General features: G+C 71.8%; 15 protein-coding genes and 1 pseudogene. 10 read left to right on the top strand and 6 right to left on the bottom strand.

All coding sequences use genetic code 11. The features are described from left to right. Nucleotides 1-351: 351 nt before the first annotated feature. Together ACZCAH_RS15205 and ACZCAH_RS15200 are read right to left on the bottom strand one after the other, a co-directional pair. Nucleotides 352-462: a methionine/alanine import family NSS transporter small subunit gene (locus ACZCAH_RS15205; protein ID WP_464341890.1), complete on the bottom strand. Its 111-nt coding sequence runs from the start codon at nt 460-462 to the stop codon at nt 352-354. A gap of 121 nt (nt 463-583) precedes the next feature. After that, on the bottom strand, nt 584-2,233 hold the full coding sequence (locus ACZCAH_RS15200) for a sodium-dependent transporter (protein ID WP_464341889.1): 1,650 nt from the start codon (nt 2,231-2,233) through the stop codon (nt 584-586). Between the two features lie 322 nt (nt 2,234-2,555). On the opposite strand from ACZCAH_RS15200, the gene ACZCAH_RS15195 reads away from it, so the two are divergent. The 3 genes from ACZCAH_RS15195 (at nt 2,556) to ACZCAH_RS15185 (ending at nt 6,376) form a co-directional block, all read left to right on the top strand. Then, nucleotides 2,556-3,947: a M20 family metallopeptidase gene (locus ACZCAH_RS15195; RefSeq protein WP_464341888.1), complete on the top strand. Its 1,392-nt coding sequence runs from the start codon at nt 2,556-2,558 to the stop codon at nt 3,945-3,947. 52 nt (nt 3,948-3,999) lie between these two features. After that, nucleotides 4,000-5,583, top strand: a complete 1,584-nt coding sequence (locus tag ACZCAH_RS15190; RefSeq protein WP_464341887.1) for an AbgT family transporter — start codon at nt 4,000-4,002, stop codon at nt 5,581-5,583. 235 nt (nt 5,584-5,818) lie between these two features. Next, the gene (locus tag ACZCAH_RS15185) at nt 5,819-6,376 is read left to right on the top strand and encodes a pyridoxine/pyridoxamine 5'-phosphate oxidase (protein ID WP_464341886.1); all 558 of its coding nucleotides are present in this window, start codon (nt 5,819-5,821) and stop codon (nt 6,374-6,376) included. On the opposite strand, the gene ACZCAH_RS15180 is transcribed toward ACZCAH_RS15185, so the two are convergent. Then, nucleotides 6,357-6,887, bottom strand: a complete 531-nt coding sequence (locus tag ACZCAH_RS15180) for a GNAT family N-acetyltransferase (protein ID WP_464341885.1) — start codon at nt 6,885-6,887, stop codon at nt 6,357-6,359. The two genes, ACZCAH_RS15185 and ACZCAH_RS15180, sit on opposite strands and share 20 nt — an antisense overlap. A 38-nt stretch (nt 6,888-6,925) precedes the next feature. Between ACZCAH_RS15180 and ACZCAH_RS15175 the strand changes: the two genes are divergently transcribed. Together ACZCAH_RS15175 and ACZCAH_RS15170 are read left to right on the top strand one after the other, a co-directional pair. Next, nucleotides 6,926-7,381 carry a CidA/LrgA family protein gene (locus tag ACZCAH_RS15175; RefSeq protein ID WP_464341884.1) on the top strand — a complete coding sequence of 152 codons (456 nt, stop codon included), beginning with the start codon at nt 6,926-6,928 and terminating at the stop codon, nt 7,379-7,381. Beyond that, nucleotides 7,378-8,079 carry an LrgB family protein gene (locus tag ACZCAH_RS15170; protein WP_464341883.1) on the top strand — a complete coding sequence of 234 codons (702 nt, stop codon included), beginning with the start codon at nt 7,378-7,380 and terminating at the stop codon, nt 8,077-8,079. The genes ACZCAH_RS15175 and ACZCAH_RS15170 overlap by 4 nt, the downstream gene beginning before the upstream one ends. A gap of 10 nt (nt 8,080-8,089) precedes the next feature. Here the strand turns inward: ACZCAH_RS15170 and ACZCAH_RS15165 are convergent, their stop codons facing one another. Then, nucleotides 8,090-8,890, bottom strand: coding sequence for a Rossmann-fold NAD(P)-binding domain-containing protein (locus tag ACZCAH_RS15165; protein WP_464341882.1), 801 nt, complete (start codon nt 8,888-8,890; stop codon nt 8,090-8,092). 407 nt (nt 8,891-9,297) lie between these two features. Between ACZCAH_RS15165 and ACZCAH_RS15160 the strand changes: the two genes are divergently transcribed. Beyond that, complete coding sequence (locus tag ACZCAH_RS15160) at nt 9,298-11,061, top strand: ABC transporter ATP-binding protein (RefSeq protein WP_464341881.1); 1,764 nt, start codon at nt 9,298-9,300, stop codon at nt 11,059-11,061. Then, nucleotides 11,058-13,109: an ABC transporter ATP-binding protein gene (locus ACZCAH_RS15155; protein WP_464341880.1), complete on the top strand. Its 2,052-nt coding sequence runs from the start codon at nt 11,058-11,060 to the stop codon at nt 13,107-13,109. The genes ACZCAH_RS15160 and ACZCAH_RS15155 overlap by 4 nt, the downstream gene beginning before the upstream one ends. A 171-nt stretch (nt 13,110-13,280) precedes the next feature. Here the strand turns inward: ACZCAH_RS15155 and ACZCAH_RS15150 are convergent. Together ACZCAH_RS15150 and ACZCAH_RS15145 are read right to left on the bottom strand one after the other, a co-directional pair. Further along, nucleotides 13,281-13,754 (bottom strand): annotated as a pseudogene (locus ACZCAH_RS15150) (phytanoyl-CoA dioxygenase family protein); the annotation flags it as partial. A gap of 227 nt (nt 13,755-13,981) precedes the next feature. After that, on the bottom strand, nt 13,982-14,551 hold the full coding sequence (locus ACZCAH_RS15145) for a dihydrofolate reductase family protein (RefSeq protein ID WP_464341879.1): 570 nt from the start codon (nt 14,549-14,551) through the stop codon (nt 13,982-13,984). A 463-nt stretch (nt 14,552-15,014) separates the two neighbouring features. Between ACZCAH_RS15145 and ACZCAH_RS15140 the strand changes: the two genes are divergently transcribed. From ACZCAH_RS15140 to ACZCAH_RS15130, 3 genes are read left to right on the top strand one after another with little or no spacing between them, the layout of a single operon-like run. Further along, a complete protein-coding gene (locus ACZCAH_RS15140; RefSeq protein WP_464341878.1) occupies nt 15,015-15,644 on the top strand; it encodes a MerR family transcriptional regulator in 630 nt (209 codons plus the stop codon). Then, entirely contained in the window at nt 15,641-16,543 is a 903-nt protein-coding gene (locus tag ACZCAH_RS15135; RefSeq protein WP_464341877.1) for a hypothetical protein, read from the top strand. Before ACZCAH_RS15140 ends, ACZCAH_RS15135 begins: the two co-directional genes overlap by 4 nt. A gap of 58 nt (nt 16,544-16,601) precedes the next feature. Then, a complete protein-coding gene (locus ACZCAH_RS15130) occupies nt 16,602-17,606 on the top strand; it encodes an aldo/keto reductase family protein (protein WP_464341876.1) in 1,005 nt (334 codons plus the stop codon). Nucleotides 17,607-17,711: the final 105 nt, after the last annotated feature.

Here is a 17,711-nt window from a genome sequence, read left to right as displayed (position 1 = left end):
CCGCGCCGCGCCGCGGCCGGGCCGCCTGGGCCATCTCGCTCTGGGCGCGCCCGCCCGCGACGAGCCGCCCGTGCCGCGCCCGCCCTGGCGACGGTGCTGCCGCGGAACCTCCACACACTGGGGGGAATTCGCGTCCCATTCCCCCCAGTCTGCGGGGTTGAGCGTGGGTGACGCGGGGCGAGCGGGGCGGGCAAGGGTGAAGGGGGCTGAGCGGGGGCTGCCCAGGCCGCCCCTCCCGGGGCCATGGTCAGGTACTGGCGCAGGGCGTACCACTACGGCTATATAGGCATACCGGTACGCCCTGCGCCAGTAGTCGACAGGTTCCTCCGAGGCGGCCGGCCCCAGGGAGGGTCAGTCCTCCGGGGCCTCGGGGTGGCGGGAGAGGTTGACGACGGCGGCAGCGAGGCCGCCCCAGACGGTGACGATCGCGATGATCATCATGATGATGGCGGATGCGGACATGGGGTCCTCCTGAGGGACGAGCCCGGCGGGCCGGGCGGGAGGTGGATCGACGGGTGGACGAGGCGGGCGGAGCCGGGGGCGCCGCGCCGGACCCGGAACGGGCCCCGGCGCGGCAACGCCCTCAGCGCCCGGGGGAGCGGAGCTCGTGCGGGGTCTTCGCGTCGGGCCGCATCTCGAGGCCCTTGCCGGCGACGACCTCGGGGGCGATCGGGTCGCCGTCGGAGTCGTCCTTGTGCAGGTTCGAGCGGGCCGGCCACGGGATCAGCGACAGCACCACCGCGAGCACGATCAGGCCGATCGCCATCAGCCAGCCGAACACCAGGTTGAACCACCCCGGGTACTCGGAGTAGGTCGTGCCGCTGGTGACCAGCGAGATCGTGCCGCCCACGAGGGAGACGCCGAGCACGAGCGGGGCGATGATCGCCACGCACGCGTACCACCAGCGGCCGATGCGGAAGGTGCCGCGGACGTTGAGGTGGTCGCGGAGCGTCGGCATGCCGCGCACCACGTAGGCGACGATCAGCGAGGACACCAGTGCCGCCGCGACGATGCCGTACTCGTTGGCCCACTTGTCCATGACGTCGAGCAGCGGCAGGCCCATCGTCGTGGCGAACAGGACGGTGGAGACGACCGCGACCGGGATGCACACCCAGAGGGTCGAGGAGATGCGGCCCAGGCCGAACTTGTCCTGGACCGCGGCGATGATCACCTCGACGATCGAGATCAGCGACGTGAAGCCGGCGAGCACGAGCGAGCCGAAGAAGAGCACGCCGATCAGCGCGCCCGCGGGGGCCTCGGAGATGATCGTCGGGAAGGCGATGAAGGCGAGGCCGATGCCGGAGGCGACCACCTCGTCGACCGCGACGCCCTGCGCCTGCGCCATGAAGCCCAGCGCCGAGAACACGCCGATGCCGGCGAGGATCTCGAAGCTCGAGTTCGCGAAGCCCACCACCAGGCCGGAGCCGGTGAGGTCGGTCCGCTTCTTCAGATACGAGGAGTAGGTGAGCATGATGCCGAAGGCCACGGACAGTGAGAAGAAGATCTGACCGTAGGCGGCGATCCACACGCCCGGGTGCAGCAGCGCCTCCCAGTTCGGGCGGAAGAACGCGTCCAGGCCCGCGAAGGCGCCGGGCAGGAACAGCGAGCGGACCACCAGGATCAGGAACATCACCACGAGCAGCGGGATGAAGATGACCGAGGCCCCGGCGATGCCCTTCTGCACGCCGAGCGCCATCACTGCGATCACCGCGACCCACACCACGATCATCGAGATCAGCACGGCGGGCACGTAGTCGAAGGCGACCGTGACGTCCGGGCCGCCGAGCGCCCGGGTGTACTCGCCGAAGAAGCCGGCCGCCCCCTCGGCGTGGGAGTCCCACCGCTGGTCGAGGGAGAAGATCGTGTAGTTCGTGGCCCAGGCGAGGATCAGCGCGTAGTAGAGGGCGATGATCAGGGCGATCAGCACCTGCCACCAGCCGATGAACTCGGTCCAGCGGCGGAAGCGGCGCCAGGCCGCGGGGGCCGAGCCGCGCCAGCGGTGGCCGATCGCGTAGTCGAGGAACAGCAGGGGGATGCCGGCGGTCAGCAGCGCGACCAGGTACGGCAGGATGAAGGCGCCGCCGCCGTTGTCGTAGGCGACGGCGGGGAAGCGCCAGATGTTGCCGAGGCCGACGGCGGAGCCGATGGCGGCGAAGATGAAGGCGGTGCGTCCGGAGAACGCGCCGCGGTCTGCGCGGCGGGTCCCGGCCGGTGCGGGGGTCGAAGCGTTCACGAGGAGGGCCTCCGGGGAGTCGCGCGCGGGGGCGCAGAGGACGGGTCGTCGGGGGACGACGGAGAGGGCCGACGGCCGCTGTCGCGGTGGGGCACGCGGGGCGCGGAGGGTGGTCGCGCCACTGCGAGGTCGACGATGCGGGGACGGGATCGCCGCGCTCCGCAGGGGGCAATCGTACCGGCCGACAGTCGGTCCGTCCCCGTTGCCGTCCGTCGGCACCTGCTTCCCCCGTCGGCCGGTACTCGCGTCTCCCTCGGCCGTGCGCGCTGGAACGGGAGGGAACGGGGCCGAGGACGTGACGCGATGTCGTACCGTCGGGCGCATGTCGACCACGAACACCGGGGCCGGGACGCCCCAGCATTCCGAGGTGTCCACCGCCTATCTCGACCAGCTCGACGAGGAGCGGGAGGTGGCGATGCGGCAGTCGGCCCATCCGGGCTCCGCCTTCGCCGGCGCTCCCGAGGCGCTGCACGATCGGCTCGAGCAGCGGGTCGCGGAGGGCGCCGAGGAGATGGCCGCGCTGATGCTCGACCTGGGGGAGCACCCCGAGGTCGCCTTCGAGGAGCACCGCTCCGCCGCCGCGATCGCCGCCGTGCTCGCAGCGCACGGGATCGAGGCGCAGGTGGGGGCGCACGGCCTCGCCACCGCGGTCCGCGCGGAGATCCCGGCGCCGACGAGGGCCGGGGTGGCCGACGGTTCCGCCGCCGATGTCCCGACCTTCGCCATCCTCTCCGAGTACGACGCCCTGCCCGGCGTCGGCCACGGCTGCGGCCACAACGTCATCGCCGTGATGGGCCTCGGCGCCTTCCTGGCCCTCGCCGAGCTGGCGAAGCAGGACCCGTCGGCCGTGCCCGGACGGGTCGTCTTCCTCGGCACCCCCGCCGAGGAGGGCCACACCGGCAAGGAGCACATGGCCCGCGAGGGCGCCTTCGAGGGCCTCGACGGGGCCGTCATGGCCCACCCCTACGGCGGCTACGACCTCGCCGACCAGGTGTGGCTGGGCCGACGCACCCTCACCGTCGAGTTCCACGGCCACACCGCCCACGCCTCCGCCCAGCCGTTCATGGGACGTAACGCCCTCGACGCCGCGAGCCTCATGTACCAGGGCATCGGGCTGATGCGGCAGCAGACCCCGCCGTCGGACCGCATCCACGCCGTGATCCGCGAGGGCGGCGAGCGAGCCAGCGTCATCCCCGACCGGGCGCGCCTGGATCTCTACGTGCGCTCGCAGCGGCCCGAGACCCTCAAGGACCTCTCCCGTCGCGTCGAGGACGTGGCCCGCGGCGCGGCGCTCATGGCTGGCGTCGGCGTCAGCATCGACTGGGACGAGCACCCGCCGAGCCTGCCCGTGCGCACCAACGAGGCGCTCACCGGCCGCTGGGTCCTCGCCCAGCGCCGCCGCGGCCGCGACCCGCTGCCCCTGGGTGTGGTCTCCCCGTCGCTCGCCGCGTCCACCGACTTCGGCAACGTCTCCTACCGGATCCCCGGCATCCACCCGCTGATCCGTATCGCCCCCGCCGAGATCGCCCTCCACACGCGCGAGTTCGCGGCCTGGGCGGTCTCCGACGAGGCCCGCTCCGCCGCGGCCGACGGGGCCTACGGACTCGCCGCCACCGTGCTCGACGCCCTCCACGACCCCGAGCTCGCCCAGGCTGCCGCGGAGGAGTTCGCGCAGGCCGGCGGGGCGATCGACGTCCCCGCCTACTTCGACTGACCCGCCCCCCGATCCCCCGTCGGACCTCTCCCCATGCCCTACTGGAGTCCCCATGAGCGACGCGACCACCCGCCCGCGCAGCAGCCTCACCGACCGCCTCCTCAACGGCGTCGAGACGGCCGGGAACAAGCTGCCCGAGCCCTTCATGCTGTTCCTGATCCTCTTCGCCGTCACCGGCATCGTCTCCACGGCGATGGCGTGGGCGGGCGTGGTCGTGACGGTGCCCGGCAGCGACGAGCCCACCGTGATCAAGGGCCTGTTCACCGGGGAGGGCCTGACCTGGCTGACCACCACGCTGGGCGAGAACTACATCGGCTTCCCGCCGCTGGTGACGGTGCTGCCGATCCTGCTCGCGATCGGCATCGCCCAGCACTCGGGCCTGCTCGCCGCCGCGATCCGCAAGCTGTTCGGCTCCTCGCCGGCGTGGCTGCTGCCCTACGTGGTCGGCTTCGTCGGCGTGGGCTCCTCGATCATGGCCGACTCCGCCTTCGTGGTCGTCCCCCCGCTGGCCGCCCTGGTGTTCAAGGCCGCGGGGCGCCACCCCGTCGCGGGCCTGCTGGGCGGATTCGCCGCGGCCGGCGCCGGCTACTCCACGAACATCTTCCCGACCTCGCTCGACGCCCTCTTCGCCGGCATCACCACCTCGGTGATGGGCGCCCTCCCGGGCCTCGAGACCACACCGGTCAACCCGGTGTCGAACTGGTTCTTCAACATCGCCTCCTCGCTCGTGCTCGGCGTCGTGGCGGGCTTCATCATCGACCGGATCCTCGAGCCGCGCCTGAACCGTCAGGGCATCAGCCGGGACCAGGTCGAGACCGACGACTCCGAGAACGGCGCCGGCGACGACGTCGAGCAGATGCGCGCCAAGCTCAGCCCCACCGAGAACCGCGGTCTGCTGGTGGCGGTGCTCTCAGCCGTGGCCCTCACGGCGGCGTTCCTCATCGCGTTCCTCCTGCCGGACTCGCCCTGGCGGAACGAGGAGGGCGGCTTCCTGCCGAAGTCTCCGCTGCTGAGCTCGATCGTGTTCATCGTGGTCGCGTACTTCATCGTGCTCGGCACGGCGTACGGCGTGGTCACCGGCACCCTGCGCAGCACCCGCGATGCCGTGCGGATGATGACCGATTCGCTCAAGGAGATGCTCCCCTTCGTGGTGCTCGCCTTCATCCTCGGCAACTTCATCGCCCTGTTCAACTGGTCGGGGATCGGCACCTGGATCGCCGTGACCGGCGCGGCGGGCCTCGAGGGCATCGGGCTGACCGGCTTCCCGGCCGTGCTCGGCTTCATCCTGCTGGCAAGCTGCCTGAACCTGTTCATCATCTCCGGCTCGGGCATGTGGGCGATCATGGCCGCCGTGTTCGTGCCGATGTTCGCGCTGCTCGGGTACGAGCCGGCGTTCACGCAGGCCGCCTTCCGCGTGGGCGACTCCGCGACGCAGGTCATCACCCCGATGAATCCGTACATGATCGTGCTCCTCGGGATGCTGCGGAAGTACGAGCCGGGCGCGGGTCTCGGCACGCTGATGGCGCGCATGCTGCCCTTCGTGGTCCCGTTCTGGATCGTCTGGACCCTCATCCTCGCGGTGTTCTTCGTCGCGGACCTGCCGCTCGGCCCCGGCAACGGGATCTTCCTGGGCTGAGGGTCAGCGGGTGGGTCGGGCCGTCGGCTGTGGTGGGTCTGACGGCCCTTCTGCCATGTTGCCCCGCTGCCCGGTTGCCCAGCCGCCCCGTTTTCTGGTTCGCCTGACCCGGCACCGCCCCGATGGCCTGTTTCTCAACCACTTCCGGCCTGGAAATGGTTGAGAAACAGGCCATCGCTCGTGGCGCAGGCGACAGGTCATCGTTCGCGGCGCAGGCGGTGCGAGGATGGCCGGCATGAGCGATCTCGCCGCCCGCCTCCGAGCCCTGCCCGGTTTCCCTGAGGAGATGCCCACCCTCGACCCGGTGGCCGTCCCCGCCGACCCGGCCGCGCTGCTGCTGGCCTGGCTTGAGGACGCGATCGCCTCCGGCGCCCGGCAGCCGCACGCCCTGACCTTCCAGACCCTCGCCGACGGAGCCCCCGTCGGCCGCACCCTGATCCTCAAGGACCTCGACGAGCGCGGGCTGCACGTCTCCACCCACCGCAGCTCGCGCAAGGGCGAGCAGCTCTCCGCCGACTCGCGCGCCGCGATGACCTTCTTCTGGCGCGAGAGCGGGCGGCAGGTGCAGGTCGGCGGCGAGGTCGTCGCACTCGACGAAGAGACCTCGCAGGCGGACTGGCGCGCCCGCCCCACCTACGACGGCGCACCGAACCCGGACTGGCAGGTCTATGCGCTGCAGCCGGAGTGGTGGGAGTTCACCCAGTCGCGGCAGGACCGCCGGCACGTGCGCATCGGCTACCGACGGGAGGGCGGCGGCTGGGTCCACGGGCCGGTCACGACGCCGGCGGGCTGAGGGCCTCGGCCGAGCGCAGGTCCAGGGCGAAGCGGCGGTGCGGTCGGCCGTAGGCGGTCACGACCAGTCCGGGCGTGAAACCGACCTTCTCGAGCACGCGGGTTGAACCGGGATTCTGCACGTCCGCGAGCGCGACGAGACGGTCACGGCGCAGCGGACCCCGGGCCGCGTCGACCACCGCGCGCGCCGCCTCGGTCGCCAGACCCCGACCCCAGGCAGGACGGGCGAGCGTGTAACCGAGTTCGAGGCCGTGCTCCGCGTGCTCGAGCCCGGCGTCGCCGATCAGCTCGCCAGTGCCGCGCTCGACCACCGCCCAGAAGGCGTACCCGTGCTCGGCCTGGTGCTCGACGTAGCCGCGCAGCATCGCCGCCGTCTCCTCCCGCGTCACCGGCCGGCCCTCGCCCACCCACCGCATCACCTCGGCGTCGCCGTAGACGCGATGGGCGGCATCGACGTCGGCCTCCGTGAAGGGACGGATCTCGAGGCGGGCGGTGCGCAGCGGGAAGGACATGAGGTCGAGTCTGCCCTCCCGGGCGATACCGTGACCGGATGACCCGCGTCGCCGACCTGCCGCCCGTGCTCCTGGGGCTCGTCGTCCTCGTGCTCGCCCAGCTCGCCGGCCTGAGCCTCGCCGCGCTCCTCGACCTCCCGGTGCCCGGGGTGGTCCTCGGGCTGGTGCTGCTGCTCGTGCTCGGTCTGCTGCGGCCGACGGCGGTGGTCGCCCGCCTCGCCGAGCCTGGGGGCGCCCTGCTGCTGAAGCATCTCCAACTGCTGTTCGTCCCGCCCGGGGTGGGGGTGATCGTCGAGCTGCAGACGATCGCCGAGGAGGCACCCGCGATCGCCCTCGCCGTCGGCGGCTCGTTCGTGCTCGCGCTGATCGCGGTGGGGCACGTGCTGCAGGCGCTCCTGAGGTGGGGCGATCGCCGACGGGCCGCGGCCGGCGGGGCCTCGCCGACGGGGGGCGGACCGGTCCCGTCGGCCGAGCCGGGGACGGAGGGCGCGTGATCGACCAGATCATCCATCAGAGCGTCTTCGGGCTCGCGCTGACCCTCACCACCTATCTGGTCTCGCTGTGGCTGCATGCCCGGTCGGGGCGGAATCCTCTGTGCACCCCCGTGCTCGTCACCGTCGTGGTGGTGGCGGCCGTGCTGCAGGTCACCGGGTTGGAGTATGCCGAGTACCTCGAGCAGGTCACGGTGCTGACCGTGCTGCTTGGGCCAGCGACGGTCGCCCTCGCCCTGCCGCTGCTCGCCAGCGGCCGCGCGCTGCTGAGCGCCGCCCCGGCCGTGCTCGCCGCCCTCGTGGTCGGGGCGGTGGTGAGCCTCGGCGTGACGATCGGCGCGATGCGGCTGGTCGGGGCGCCGACGGAGATCCTGCTGGCGGCGCTGCCCCGCTCCGTCACGGCCCCGGTCGCGCTCACCCTCGCCGAGCAGCTCGCGGCCTCCGCCCCGCTCGCGGTGGTGCTCACGATCGTCTCGGGGATCCTCGGCGCGGTGCTCGGGCCGACGCTGCTGAGCCTCGCCCGGGTGCGGGACGAGCGGGCGCGCGGCTTCGCGATCGGTCTGACCTCCCACGGCATCGGCACCTCGCGGGTGCTGGGGGAGTCGATGGTCTCCGGCGGCTGGTCGAGCGCCGCGATGGTGCTGAACGCCCTGGCGATGACGGTGACGCTGCCGATCGTCGCGCACGTGGTGACCGGCTGAACGCCCGCGTTCAGAGCATCGCGTCGTACCCCGCCCGGAAGTCCGGGAACTCGAGCTCGCCCAGCAGCTCGTGAAGCGCGGTCGCCTCCAGCACGGTGCCTGCTCCGGGATCCGGTGACGTGCGCGGCGGGGCGGGCACTCCGAGTTGCTGCGCGAGATGCGTGACGACCTCTCCGAGCAGGGCAGGTGCGCCGTCCGTCGCATGGAGCAGCGCCGGCGGTGCGGGCGAGGACAGCAGCGCGAGGATCGCACGGGCGAGATCGGCCTCGTGGATCCGGTTCGTCCGACGACCGTGCTCGACCGGGCGCCCCGCGAGGACGGTCCGGATCAGACGGTCCCGGCCGGGGCCGTAGATCCCCGCCGGGCGCAGGATCACCGCGCTGAACAGCTCGCGCGCCGTCTCCTCGCCCTCGATCAGCACGCGGGCGCGGTCGGAGCGCGGCCGGGCGGGATCGGCCTCGGTGAGCGGACGCGTGGCGTCGTACCCCTCGAGGACCCGGGTGGAGGAGACGAACACCGTGCGCCGAGGGATCTCGGGGAGCGCGGCCGCGAGATGCGCGAGAGGCTCGCGATAGCTCGGGGCGGCCGACGGGGTGAGGGTGATGACCATGGCGTCGACCCTCGGCAGCGGGGTGGGGAGGGCGGCGGAGAGATCGGCGGCGACGGGCACGAACCCCGGCGGCAGGGAGCTCGGGTCGCGGCGCAGCCCGAGGACCTCGTGACGACCTCTCTCATCCTGATCAGCGAGCAGCAGCTCGCCCACCCGCAGGCCCAGGCGCCCGCAGCCCACCAGCAGGGTCCTCGTGGTCATGGCCGTCCTTCCGCGAGTGGAGCCTCCAGTATCGCGCGATCCGGCCCGCTCGGTGCGCCCGGATCTGACCGGTCGAACCCGGTGTCGCGGGTACGCCCAGGTGCCTCGGATCTCAGCCGCGATGGCCGAAAGTCGGGTGCGTTGAGCGGCATGCTCGGGGGAGGATTGCTTCTCGGAGCGGCCCTGCCCGCCTGAGCGCCTGCTGCGACCAGCGGTCCCGCTCCGGCAGTGCCCGTCACCTCGGGCCCCGGCAGGTCCGGCCCACGCCCCGCCGATCACTTGGCCCACGACCCCGTCGGCCCCCTCGAGGACAGGATCCGTCCTCACCCCGTCCTACGCTCCGACGAGAACCCGGTCGCTCACCCCGTCGGCCGGGCCGCACCGCCCCCTGTTCGGGAGACCACCTCATGCTCTGGACTCTGCTCCGGCGCCATCTGCGCCCCTACGTCCCCCACGTGCTCGCCGTCGCCGTGCTGCAGCTCGCGACGGTGCTCGCCACCCTCTACCTGCCGAGCCTCAACGCCGACATCATCGACAACGGCGTCGCCACGGGGGATACCGACTACATCTGGCGCGTCGGCGGGATCATGCTGATCGTCGCGATCGTGCAGGTCATCACCGCGATCGCCTCGGTGTGGTTCGGTGCCCGGACCGCGATGGGCGTCGGCCGGGACATCCGCCGCTCCGTCTACACGCGGGTGGACCGCTTCTCGACGGAGGAGATGGGCCGCTACGGCGCGCCGACCCTCATCACTCGCGCCACGAACGACGTCCAGCAGGTGCAGATGCTGGTGCTGATGGCGCTGAACTTCATGGTCATGGTGCCGATCATGTCGATCGGCGGGATCATCATGGCGATCCAGGAGGACCCCGGGCTGTCCTGGCTCGTGTGGGTGTCGGTGCCGGTGCTGATGCTCATCGTGGGCGTCCTGGTGGTGCGCCTGATGCCGCTGTTCCAGCGGATGCAGGACAACATCGACGCGATCAACGGCGTGATGCGCGAGCAGATCATGGGCATCCGCGTGGTGCGCGCCTTCGTCCGCGAGGAGCACGAGACCGCGCGCTTCCGCGACGCGAACGCCGTGCTCACCGACACCTCGGTGCGGATCGGTCGGCTGTTCGTGATCATGGGCCCGGCGATCACGGTCGTGCTTCACCTCGCGACCGCCGCGGTGCTCTGGTTCGGCGGTCACCGCGTGGACGCAGGGCTCGTCGAGGTGGGCGCGCTGACGGCGTTCATGCAGTACCTGCTGCAGATCCTCATGGCCGTCATGATGGGCACCTTCATGTTCATGATGTTCCCGCGCGCGATCATCTCCGCACGGCGCATCGGCGAGGTGCTCGACACCGCGCCGACGCTGCTCGAGCCCGCCGCGCCGTCGCCGCTGCCAGGGGCCGACGGGGGAGTCACCGTCGAGTTCCGCCAGGTCACCTTCGCCTACCCCGGCGCCGAGTCGCCCGTGCTCGACGGCGTCTCCTTCACCGCCGAGGCCGGCCGCACCACCGCGATCATCGGCTCGACCGGTGCGGGCAAGACCACCCTGGTCAACCTCATCCCGCGGCTGCATGACGCGACCAGTGGCCAAGTCCTGCTGAACGGCGTGCCGGTCACCGACCTGGCCCGCGCGGACATCTCGAGAGCCGTCGGCCTCGTGCCCCAGAAGCCGTACCTGTTCTCCGGCACGATCGCCCACAACCTGCGCTTCGGCGACCCGTCGGCGGACGATGCCGCACTGTGGGAGGCGCTCGAGGTCGCGCAGGGCGCCGACTTCGTGCGCGAGCGCACCACCGGCGAGGGCGATGCGGTCGCCTCGGGCCTGGAATCGACCGTCTCCCAGGGCGGCACCAACGTCTCCGGCGGGCAGCGGCAGCGGCTGTGCATCGCCCGCACCCTCGTCGCCGCGCCGCGCGTCTTCGTCTTCGACGACTCCTTCTCGGCGCTCGACGTCACCACCGACGGGAAGGTCCGCGCGGGCCTCGCCGCGCACACCCGCGGGGCGACCACGATCATCGTCGCCCAGCGCATCTCCACCATCACCTCGGCCGATCAGATCCTGGTGCTCGAGGAAGGCCGCATCGTCGGCCGCGGCACCCACGAGGAGCTGCTGGAGAGCTCGCAGACCTACCGGGAGATCGTCGACTCCCAGATCACCGCGGAGGAGATGGCATGAGCGCGAAGAAGAAGACCTCCGCGAAGGAGTCAGCGGCGTCCGCCGAGCTCACCGAGGCGGAGATCCTGGAGATGCAGGACTCGATGAGCAGCGAGTGGGGAGAGGGCGCGCCGCGGAAGGCGAAAGCCTTCTGGCCCTCCGCGCTGCGCCTCATGGGCACCTTCGGCGACCACAAACTGGGGCTGACCGTGGTGCTCGCCTTCGGGATCCTCTCGACGGTGCTCACCGTATGGGCGCCCTCGATCCTCGGCGACGCCATGGACGTCATCTTCGACGGCTTCCTCGGCGACGGAGTGGACTTCGCCGCGCTCGGCCGCCTGCTGCTGATCGTGCTGGGGATGTACCTGGTCGCGGCCGTGTTCGACTGGCTCCAGGGCCGGCTCCTGAACGACGTCGTGATGCGGATCGTGTACGGGCTGCGCGAGCGGATCGAGGCGAAGGTCAACCGTCTGCCGCTCAGCTACTTCGACACCCGGCAGCGCGGCGACCTGCTCTCCCGCACCACGAACGACGTCGACAACGTGCAGGCCGCGCTGCAGCAGGCCTTCGCCTCGCTGGTCTACGCGGTGCTGACGATCCTCGGGATCACCGCGATGATGTTCTGGCTGTCCTGGCAGCTCGCGCTCATCGCCCTGATCGCCCTCCCGGTCTCGGGCGTGGTCATCGGCATCATCGGCTCGAGGTCCCAGAAGCTGTTCACCGCCCAGTGGCGGAACACGGGCAGGCTGAACGGGCACGTCGAGGAGTCCTTCACCGGGCACGACCTCGTCACCGTCTTCGACCGCCAGGACTCGATGCGCGAGCAGTTCGACGAGCGCAACGAGGAGCTGTGGGAGGCATCCTTCAAGGCTCAGTTCTACTCGGGCATGATCATGCCGATCATGCAGTGGGTGACCTATCTCGGCTACGTCGGCATCGCGGTGGTGGGCGGTCTGCGGATCGCCTCCGGGCAGATGTCCCTCGGCCAGGTCACCGCCTTCATCCAGTACTCGCGCGAGTTCAACGCGCCGCTGGGCGAGGTGGCGGGCATGGCGAACATGCTCATCTCCGGTGTGGCCTCGGCCGAGCGCATCTTCGAGCTGCTCGACGCCGAGGAGCAGGAGGCCGACGGGGAGATCGTCGCGCGCGACGGCGCGGCCGATGGTGGTACCCGCATCGCACGCCGGGAGCTCACCGCGCCGACCCGCGGCCGGATCGAGTTCGACCACGTCGCCTTCTCCTACACGCCCGAGAAGCCGTTGATCACGGACCTGTCGCTGACCGCGGAGCCGGGGCAGACCATCGCGATCGTCGGCCCGACCGGCGCCGGCAAGACGACCCTGGTCAACCTGATCATGCGCTTCTACGAGATCGACGCCGGCGAGATCCGGCTCGACGGCGTGGACATCCGCGCCCTGGACCGCGGGGCGGTGCGCTCCCGGGTGGGCATGGTGCTCCAGGATGCGGTGCTCTTCGGCGGCACGATCCGGGAGAACATCCGCTACGGCCGGCTCGACGCGACCGACGAGGAGGTGGTCGCCGCCGCGCGCGCCACCTTCGTGGACCGTTTCGTGCACACCCTCCCCGACGGCTACGACACCGTCATCGAGGACGAGGGAGCGAACGTCTCCGCCGGTGAACGGCAGCTGATCACGATCGCCCGCGCCTTCCTCGCCGACCCCGCGCTGCTGATCCTCGACGAGGCCACCAGTTCCGTGGACACCCGCACCGAGGTGCTCGTGCAGGAGGCGATGGCGGCGCTGCGCACCGACCGGACCAGCTTCGTCATCGCGCACCGGCTCTCCACGATCCGGGATGCGGACGTCATCCTCGTGATGGAGCACGGCGACATCGTCGAGCTCGGCTCGCACGAGCAGCTGCTCGCCGCCGAGGGCGCGTACCACCGGCTCTACTGGTCGCAGTTCGCCGACGGGGTCGATCCCGACGAGGAGGCCGCGGTGCACGACAAGCCCGCCACCGCCACCGGGGAGACCCCGGCGGCCGCCGGCGCGACGCCGACGGTCGCGGGCACGACGCCGACGGCGGAGGGGCCCACGGACGGGATCTGACGCCGCCCCTCCACCCCGGTCAACCCTCCAGAAACCCCCGCAGACTTGGGGGAATAGCGCTCCTATTCCCCCAAGTCTGCGGGGGTATTTCGGGTGCGGGGCGTGCCGGGGCGGGATGGAGCGGTGGCGCGGGCGGGACGGGGTGGGATAGGTCGGTGGCGGGTGGTCCTGGTGCGGCGGGAACGGGGAACCGTTCTCCGGCGGCTTGATGAACAGCTTGGTGTGGTGCAGCTGCACGTCCGAGGTGCGCAGCACGGCCGCCGCCACGTCCGTGAACCGGGGATCGGTGAGCAGCCGGGTGAAGCCGGCATCGTAGAACTGGGCGTCGTGGAGGTGCTGGAGCGAGGTGGCGCGGCCCATCGACTGCTCGGCTGCGGCCGCCCAGGTGGGGTGGTCCCCGCGGTCGAGGGACGCGATCAGGCGGTGGCTGCGCTCGCGGTACGCGGCGGCCTCCTCGGGGTTCAGGAGGGCCTTGACCAGCACGAATCCCTGCTCGTCGTAGGAGTCCGCGAGAGCGTTCAGATCGGTGCGGGTGGGGGAGAGGGTGGTCTTCGTCGACCTTCCGTCGAGGGGGAGCAGGCGGTGATGCGTGTCCGACGAGCGTAGGAAGAGGCCCGCGACGCCCACCAGGCACGTCCCGGACATTCGTGTTCGCGAGACGGATATCGGCTCGCGCCGCTCGATCCGGCGTCCGGCGGGCGGGATGGTCGGGTACGGGCGTGTGGCGTGCCACTACGGATATATAGCCGTACCGGAACGCCACACGCCCGTACCCGACGAGATCCCGCTCGCCGCCACACGCCCGTACCCGACGAGATCCCCCTCGCCGACGGACGCCCGCCGCGTGGGCCGGGCAGACGCCCCGTTTCCGCTCAGCGTCGGCGCGCGAACTCGGTCAGGCTTACCCCGGACTCGAAGGTCCGCGTGCTCACGTGATCGAGCTGCTCCGGCGCGTACTCGCCGGGCGCGAACAGGGGGATCCCGTCGCCGAAGAGGAGCGGCTGGCGCTTGAGCACGAGGCGGTCGATCTCGGCCCGCAGCTGGCTCGCGAGCTGGCCACCGCCGCACAGCCAGATGTCGCCGCCCTCTTGCCGCTTCAGCTCCTGCACCAGCGCGACCGGGTCCTCGGCGGTCACGCGCAGGTTCTCGGCCTCCGGCAGGTCACGGTGGGTGACGACGATCTGCTCGAGGTGCCGGTAGGGGCTGGGCATGTCCGGCAGGCCGACGGCATGCGTGTTCGCTCCCATCAGCACGGTGCTGAATCGTCCGCCGGACTGGTCGATGCCGAGGTGGGCGGCGGCGTCGGTGGGGACCGTGTCGGGGTAGTCCGCGAGGATGCCCTCCAGGTGATCGCCCTCGACGAGGAAGGCGTCGAACTGGCCTTCGGGGCCGGCGATGTAGCCATCGAGGCTCACCGCGACGAAGTAGACGAGTTCTCGCACGGGGGCCTCCTGGGATCGGTCACCACGGCGCGGCCGCGCGGGTCACGGGCGAACCTACGGCACCGCTCGGCCGGGCGCCCCTGATTTTCCGGGCGCAGATCCAGCGGCGACCCCGGGCGTCCGTCCCCTGTCCCCCGGAAACCACCGCAGAGTTGGGGGAATCCGAGCGCTATTCGCCCCAGTGTGCGGAGTTTTCGGGGCCGCACCGAGTCCACGACCGGGGACCTTCGACCATCCTCCCCGGCCGCGAGGACGTGGTGGGCTGTCGATGAGGCGCCCGCGCGGGGATCCTCATGTATCGCAACAGGGCCCTCGGCGTGCATCCGTCCTCGTGAGGCGTAACTCTGGCCCGCCTGCCCGGCCACCACGCAGCGTGTCCCGGTGTCTCACCCGGCCCCGGGAGCCGTACCGTTCTACTCCGTACCGCGGGCCCCCGACCGCGGCCGGTTCAGAAAGCAGGCGCATGAAGATCTCCGAGTTGGCCGAGGAGACCGGCGTCCCCGTCGGCACCATCAAGTTCTACCTGCGCGAGGGCCTGCTCCCGCCCGGACAGCTCACCTCCCGCACGAGCGCTGAGTACGACCTCCCCCACGTCGAGCGGCTGCGGCTGATCCGCGCCCTGCTCGAGGTGGGCGGGCTGTCGATCGCGGGCATCCGGCGCATCGTCGGGGTGCTCGACGGGGCCGAGCCCTCCCCGATCAACGTGCTCGCGACCGCGCAGCAGGTCGTCGTCGTGGCGAGCGTTAAGCCCGAGCCGGAGGAGCCTCCGACCGATCGCGCCCGTCGCTGGGTCGAGGAGCGCGGCTGGTTCGCGCCGGAGGGTGATCCGATCCTGCACCGGCTGGCCCGTGCCTGGGATGCCTGCGATTCGGTCGACCTCGGGATCGGCGAGGACGACATCGACGTCTACGCCGACGCGATGCGGATGGTCGCCGAGAAGGAGCTCTCCTCCGTCCCGCGCGACGCCGGCGACGCGGTGCGGCTCGTGGTGCTCGGCACCGTGCTCGCCGATCCGCTGCTCTCGGCCCTGCGCCTGCTCGCCCAGCGGCAGGTCGCCCGTGAGTCCCGGGGCGGGGCGCCGGTCCGGCCATGACCTCCCGGATCCCGCCCGCCGAGGATGCGCTGCTCTGCGCCGCGGCCGAGCGGGCGCTGCGCGGGCCTGCCGATGCGGATGCGACGTCGGGACCTGTCGCCGATGACCCCGTCGCGCAGTGGTTGCGGGATGTCAGGGGGCTCGCCGTGGATCGTCGACGACTCGCCGAGGACGGGGGGCTCGACGCCCTGCGCGCCGACGACGCCGACGCCCGCTCGCTCGGGCGCCGCGGTGCCCGGGCCGGCTGGTGGGTGCTCGTGTCCGTGGAGCTGGTGCTCGCCCTCGCGGGATCGGTGGTCCTGGTGCCCAGCCGACGCGTTCCCGATCCCGATCTCGCGGAACTCATGGGCTGGGCCCCGGCGCTGCTGGCCGGAGCCGCCGTGCTCGCGCTGGTGAGTGCCGCGCTCGCCCCCCGCTCGCCGCGCACGCGGGCGGCCGGCGCCCTGCTGTCGGCGCTGACCGGCGTCGCGGTGCTGTACGCCGCGGTGCACCTGCTCCTGCTCCCGGCGCCGGACCGGGCCGTCCTCCCGGAGGGAGCGCTGGTCCGCTGGGGTCTCGCCGCCGGGGCGCTGGGCCTGGGAGTCCTGGTCCTGGTGCTGCGCTGGGGACGCACGCGTCGCTCCGCCGCGCTGTGGGCCGCCGACGAACGGCGCCGCGCGGTGCGCGACGGGCTGCTGCGGGCTCGAACGCTCGAGCGCGGCCGACGGCACCTGCGGCGCGCCGGCCGCCTCGGAACTCCTGCGCAGCGTCGGGCCTGGGAGGTGGAGCTCGAGCGCCTCGAGGGCGAGGTGGGGGAGGGGTGGCTCGACCGTGCGCGGGCGCTCGGACCGGAAAGCTGGCTGCTCCGCAGCGCCCGGGAGGCGGGCGTCGGCGGCCCCGGCGGGCGGACCACTCGGTAGGGCTTCCTGTGATGCAGGCCACCGAACGGCATCGAGAGCGGCCCTCTAGGGTGGGGGGATGGAACATCGTCATCTCGGCCGTTCCGGCCTCAAGATCAGCGAGATCATCTACGGCAACTGGCTCACCCACGCCTCCCAGGTCGAGGACGACCGCGCCCGGGCCTGCGTGCGCGCCGCGCTCGACGCCGGCATCTCGACCTTCGACACCGCGGACACCTACGCGAACACCGCCGCCGAGGTCGTGCTCGGCGAGGCGCTGAAGGGCGAGCGGCGCGAATCGCTCGAGATCCTCACCAAGGTGTACTTCCCGACGGGCCCGAAGGGTCACAACGACACCGGCCTGTCCCGCAAGCACATCCGCGAGTCGATCGACGCCTCGCTGCGTCGCTTGCAGACCGACTACGTCGACCTCTACCAGGCTCATCGTTACGACTACGCGACCCCGCTCGAGGAGACGATGCAGGCCTTCGCCGACGTCGTCCATTCGGGCAAGGCCCTCTACATCGGCGTCTCGGAGTGGAACGCGGACCAGCTGCGCGCCGGCCACCAGCTCGCCCGGGAGCTGGGCATCCAGCTGATCTCGAACCAGCCCCAGTACTCGATGCTGTGGCGGGTCATCGAGGAGCGCGTCGTGCCGACCTCCCGTGAGCTCGGCATCTCGCAGATCGTCTGGTCGCCGGTCGCCCAGGGCATCCTCACCGGCAAGTACAAGCCCGGCGCCGAGGCGCCCGAGGGCTCCCGCGCCCGGGACGAGAAGGGCGGCGCCGACATGATCAAGCGCTTCCTGAACGATGAGGTGCTCACGGCCGTCCAGGGTCTGCTGCCGATCGCGGAGGAGCTCGGTCTCACCCCGGCGCAGCTGGCCGTCGCCTGGGTGCTCAGCAACGACAACGTGGCGGGGGCCATCATCGGGGCCTCCCGCCCCGAGCAGGTCACCGAGAACGTCAAGGCCGCGGGCGTCACCCTCGAGGCCGACGTGAAGGCCCGGATCGACGAGGTCCTCGGCGACCTCCCCGAGACCGATCCGAACCTCACCCAGTCCCCGGCCCACCGGCTCGCCTGAGCGCCGACCCGGACCTGCTCGATCCGGCACCGTGACGCGGCGCCCGGACGCAGCGACCGGACCCGGCGCCGTGACGCGGCGACCGGCCCGAGACACAGGAGCGGC

It is taken from the genome of Brachybacterium sp. B718/18 (genome assembly GCF_055454375.1).
This window is presented reverse-complemented; position numbering and strand designations above follow the sequence as displayed.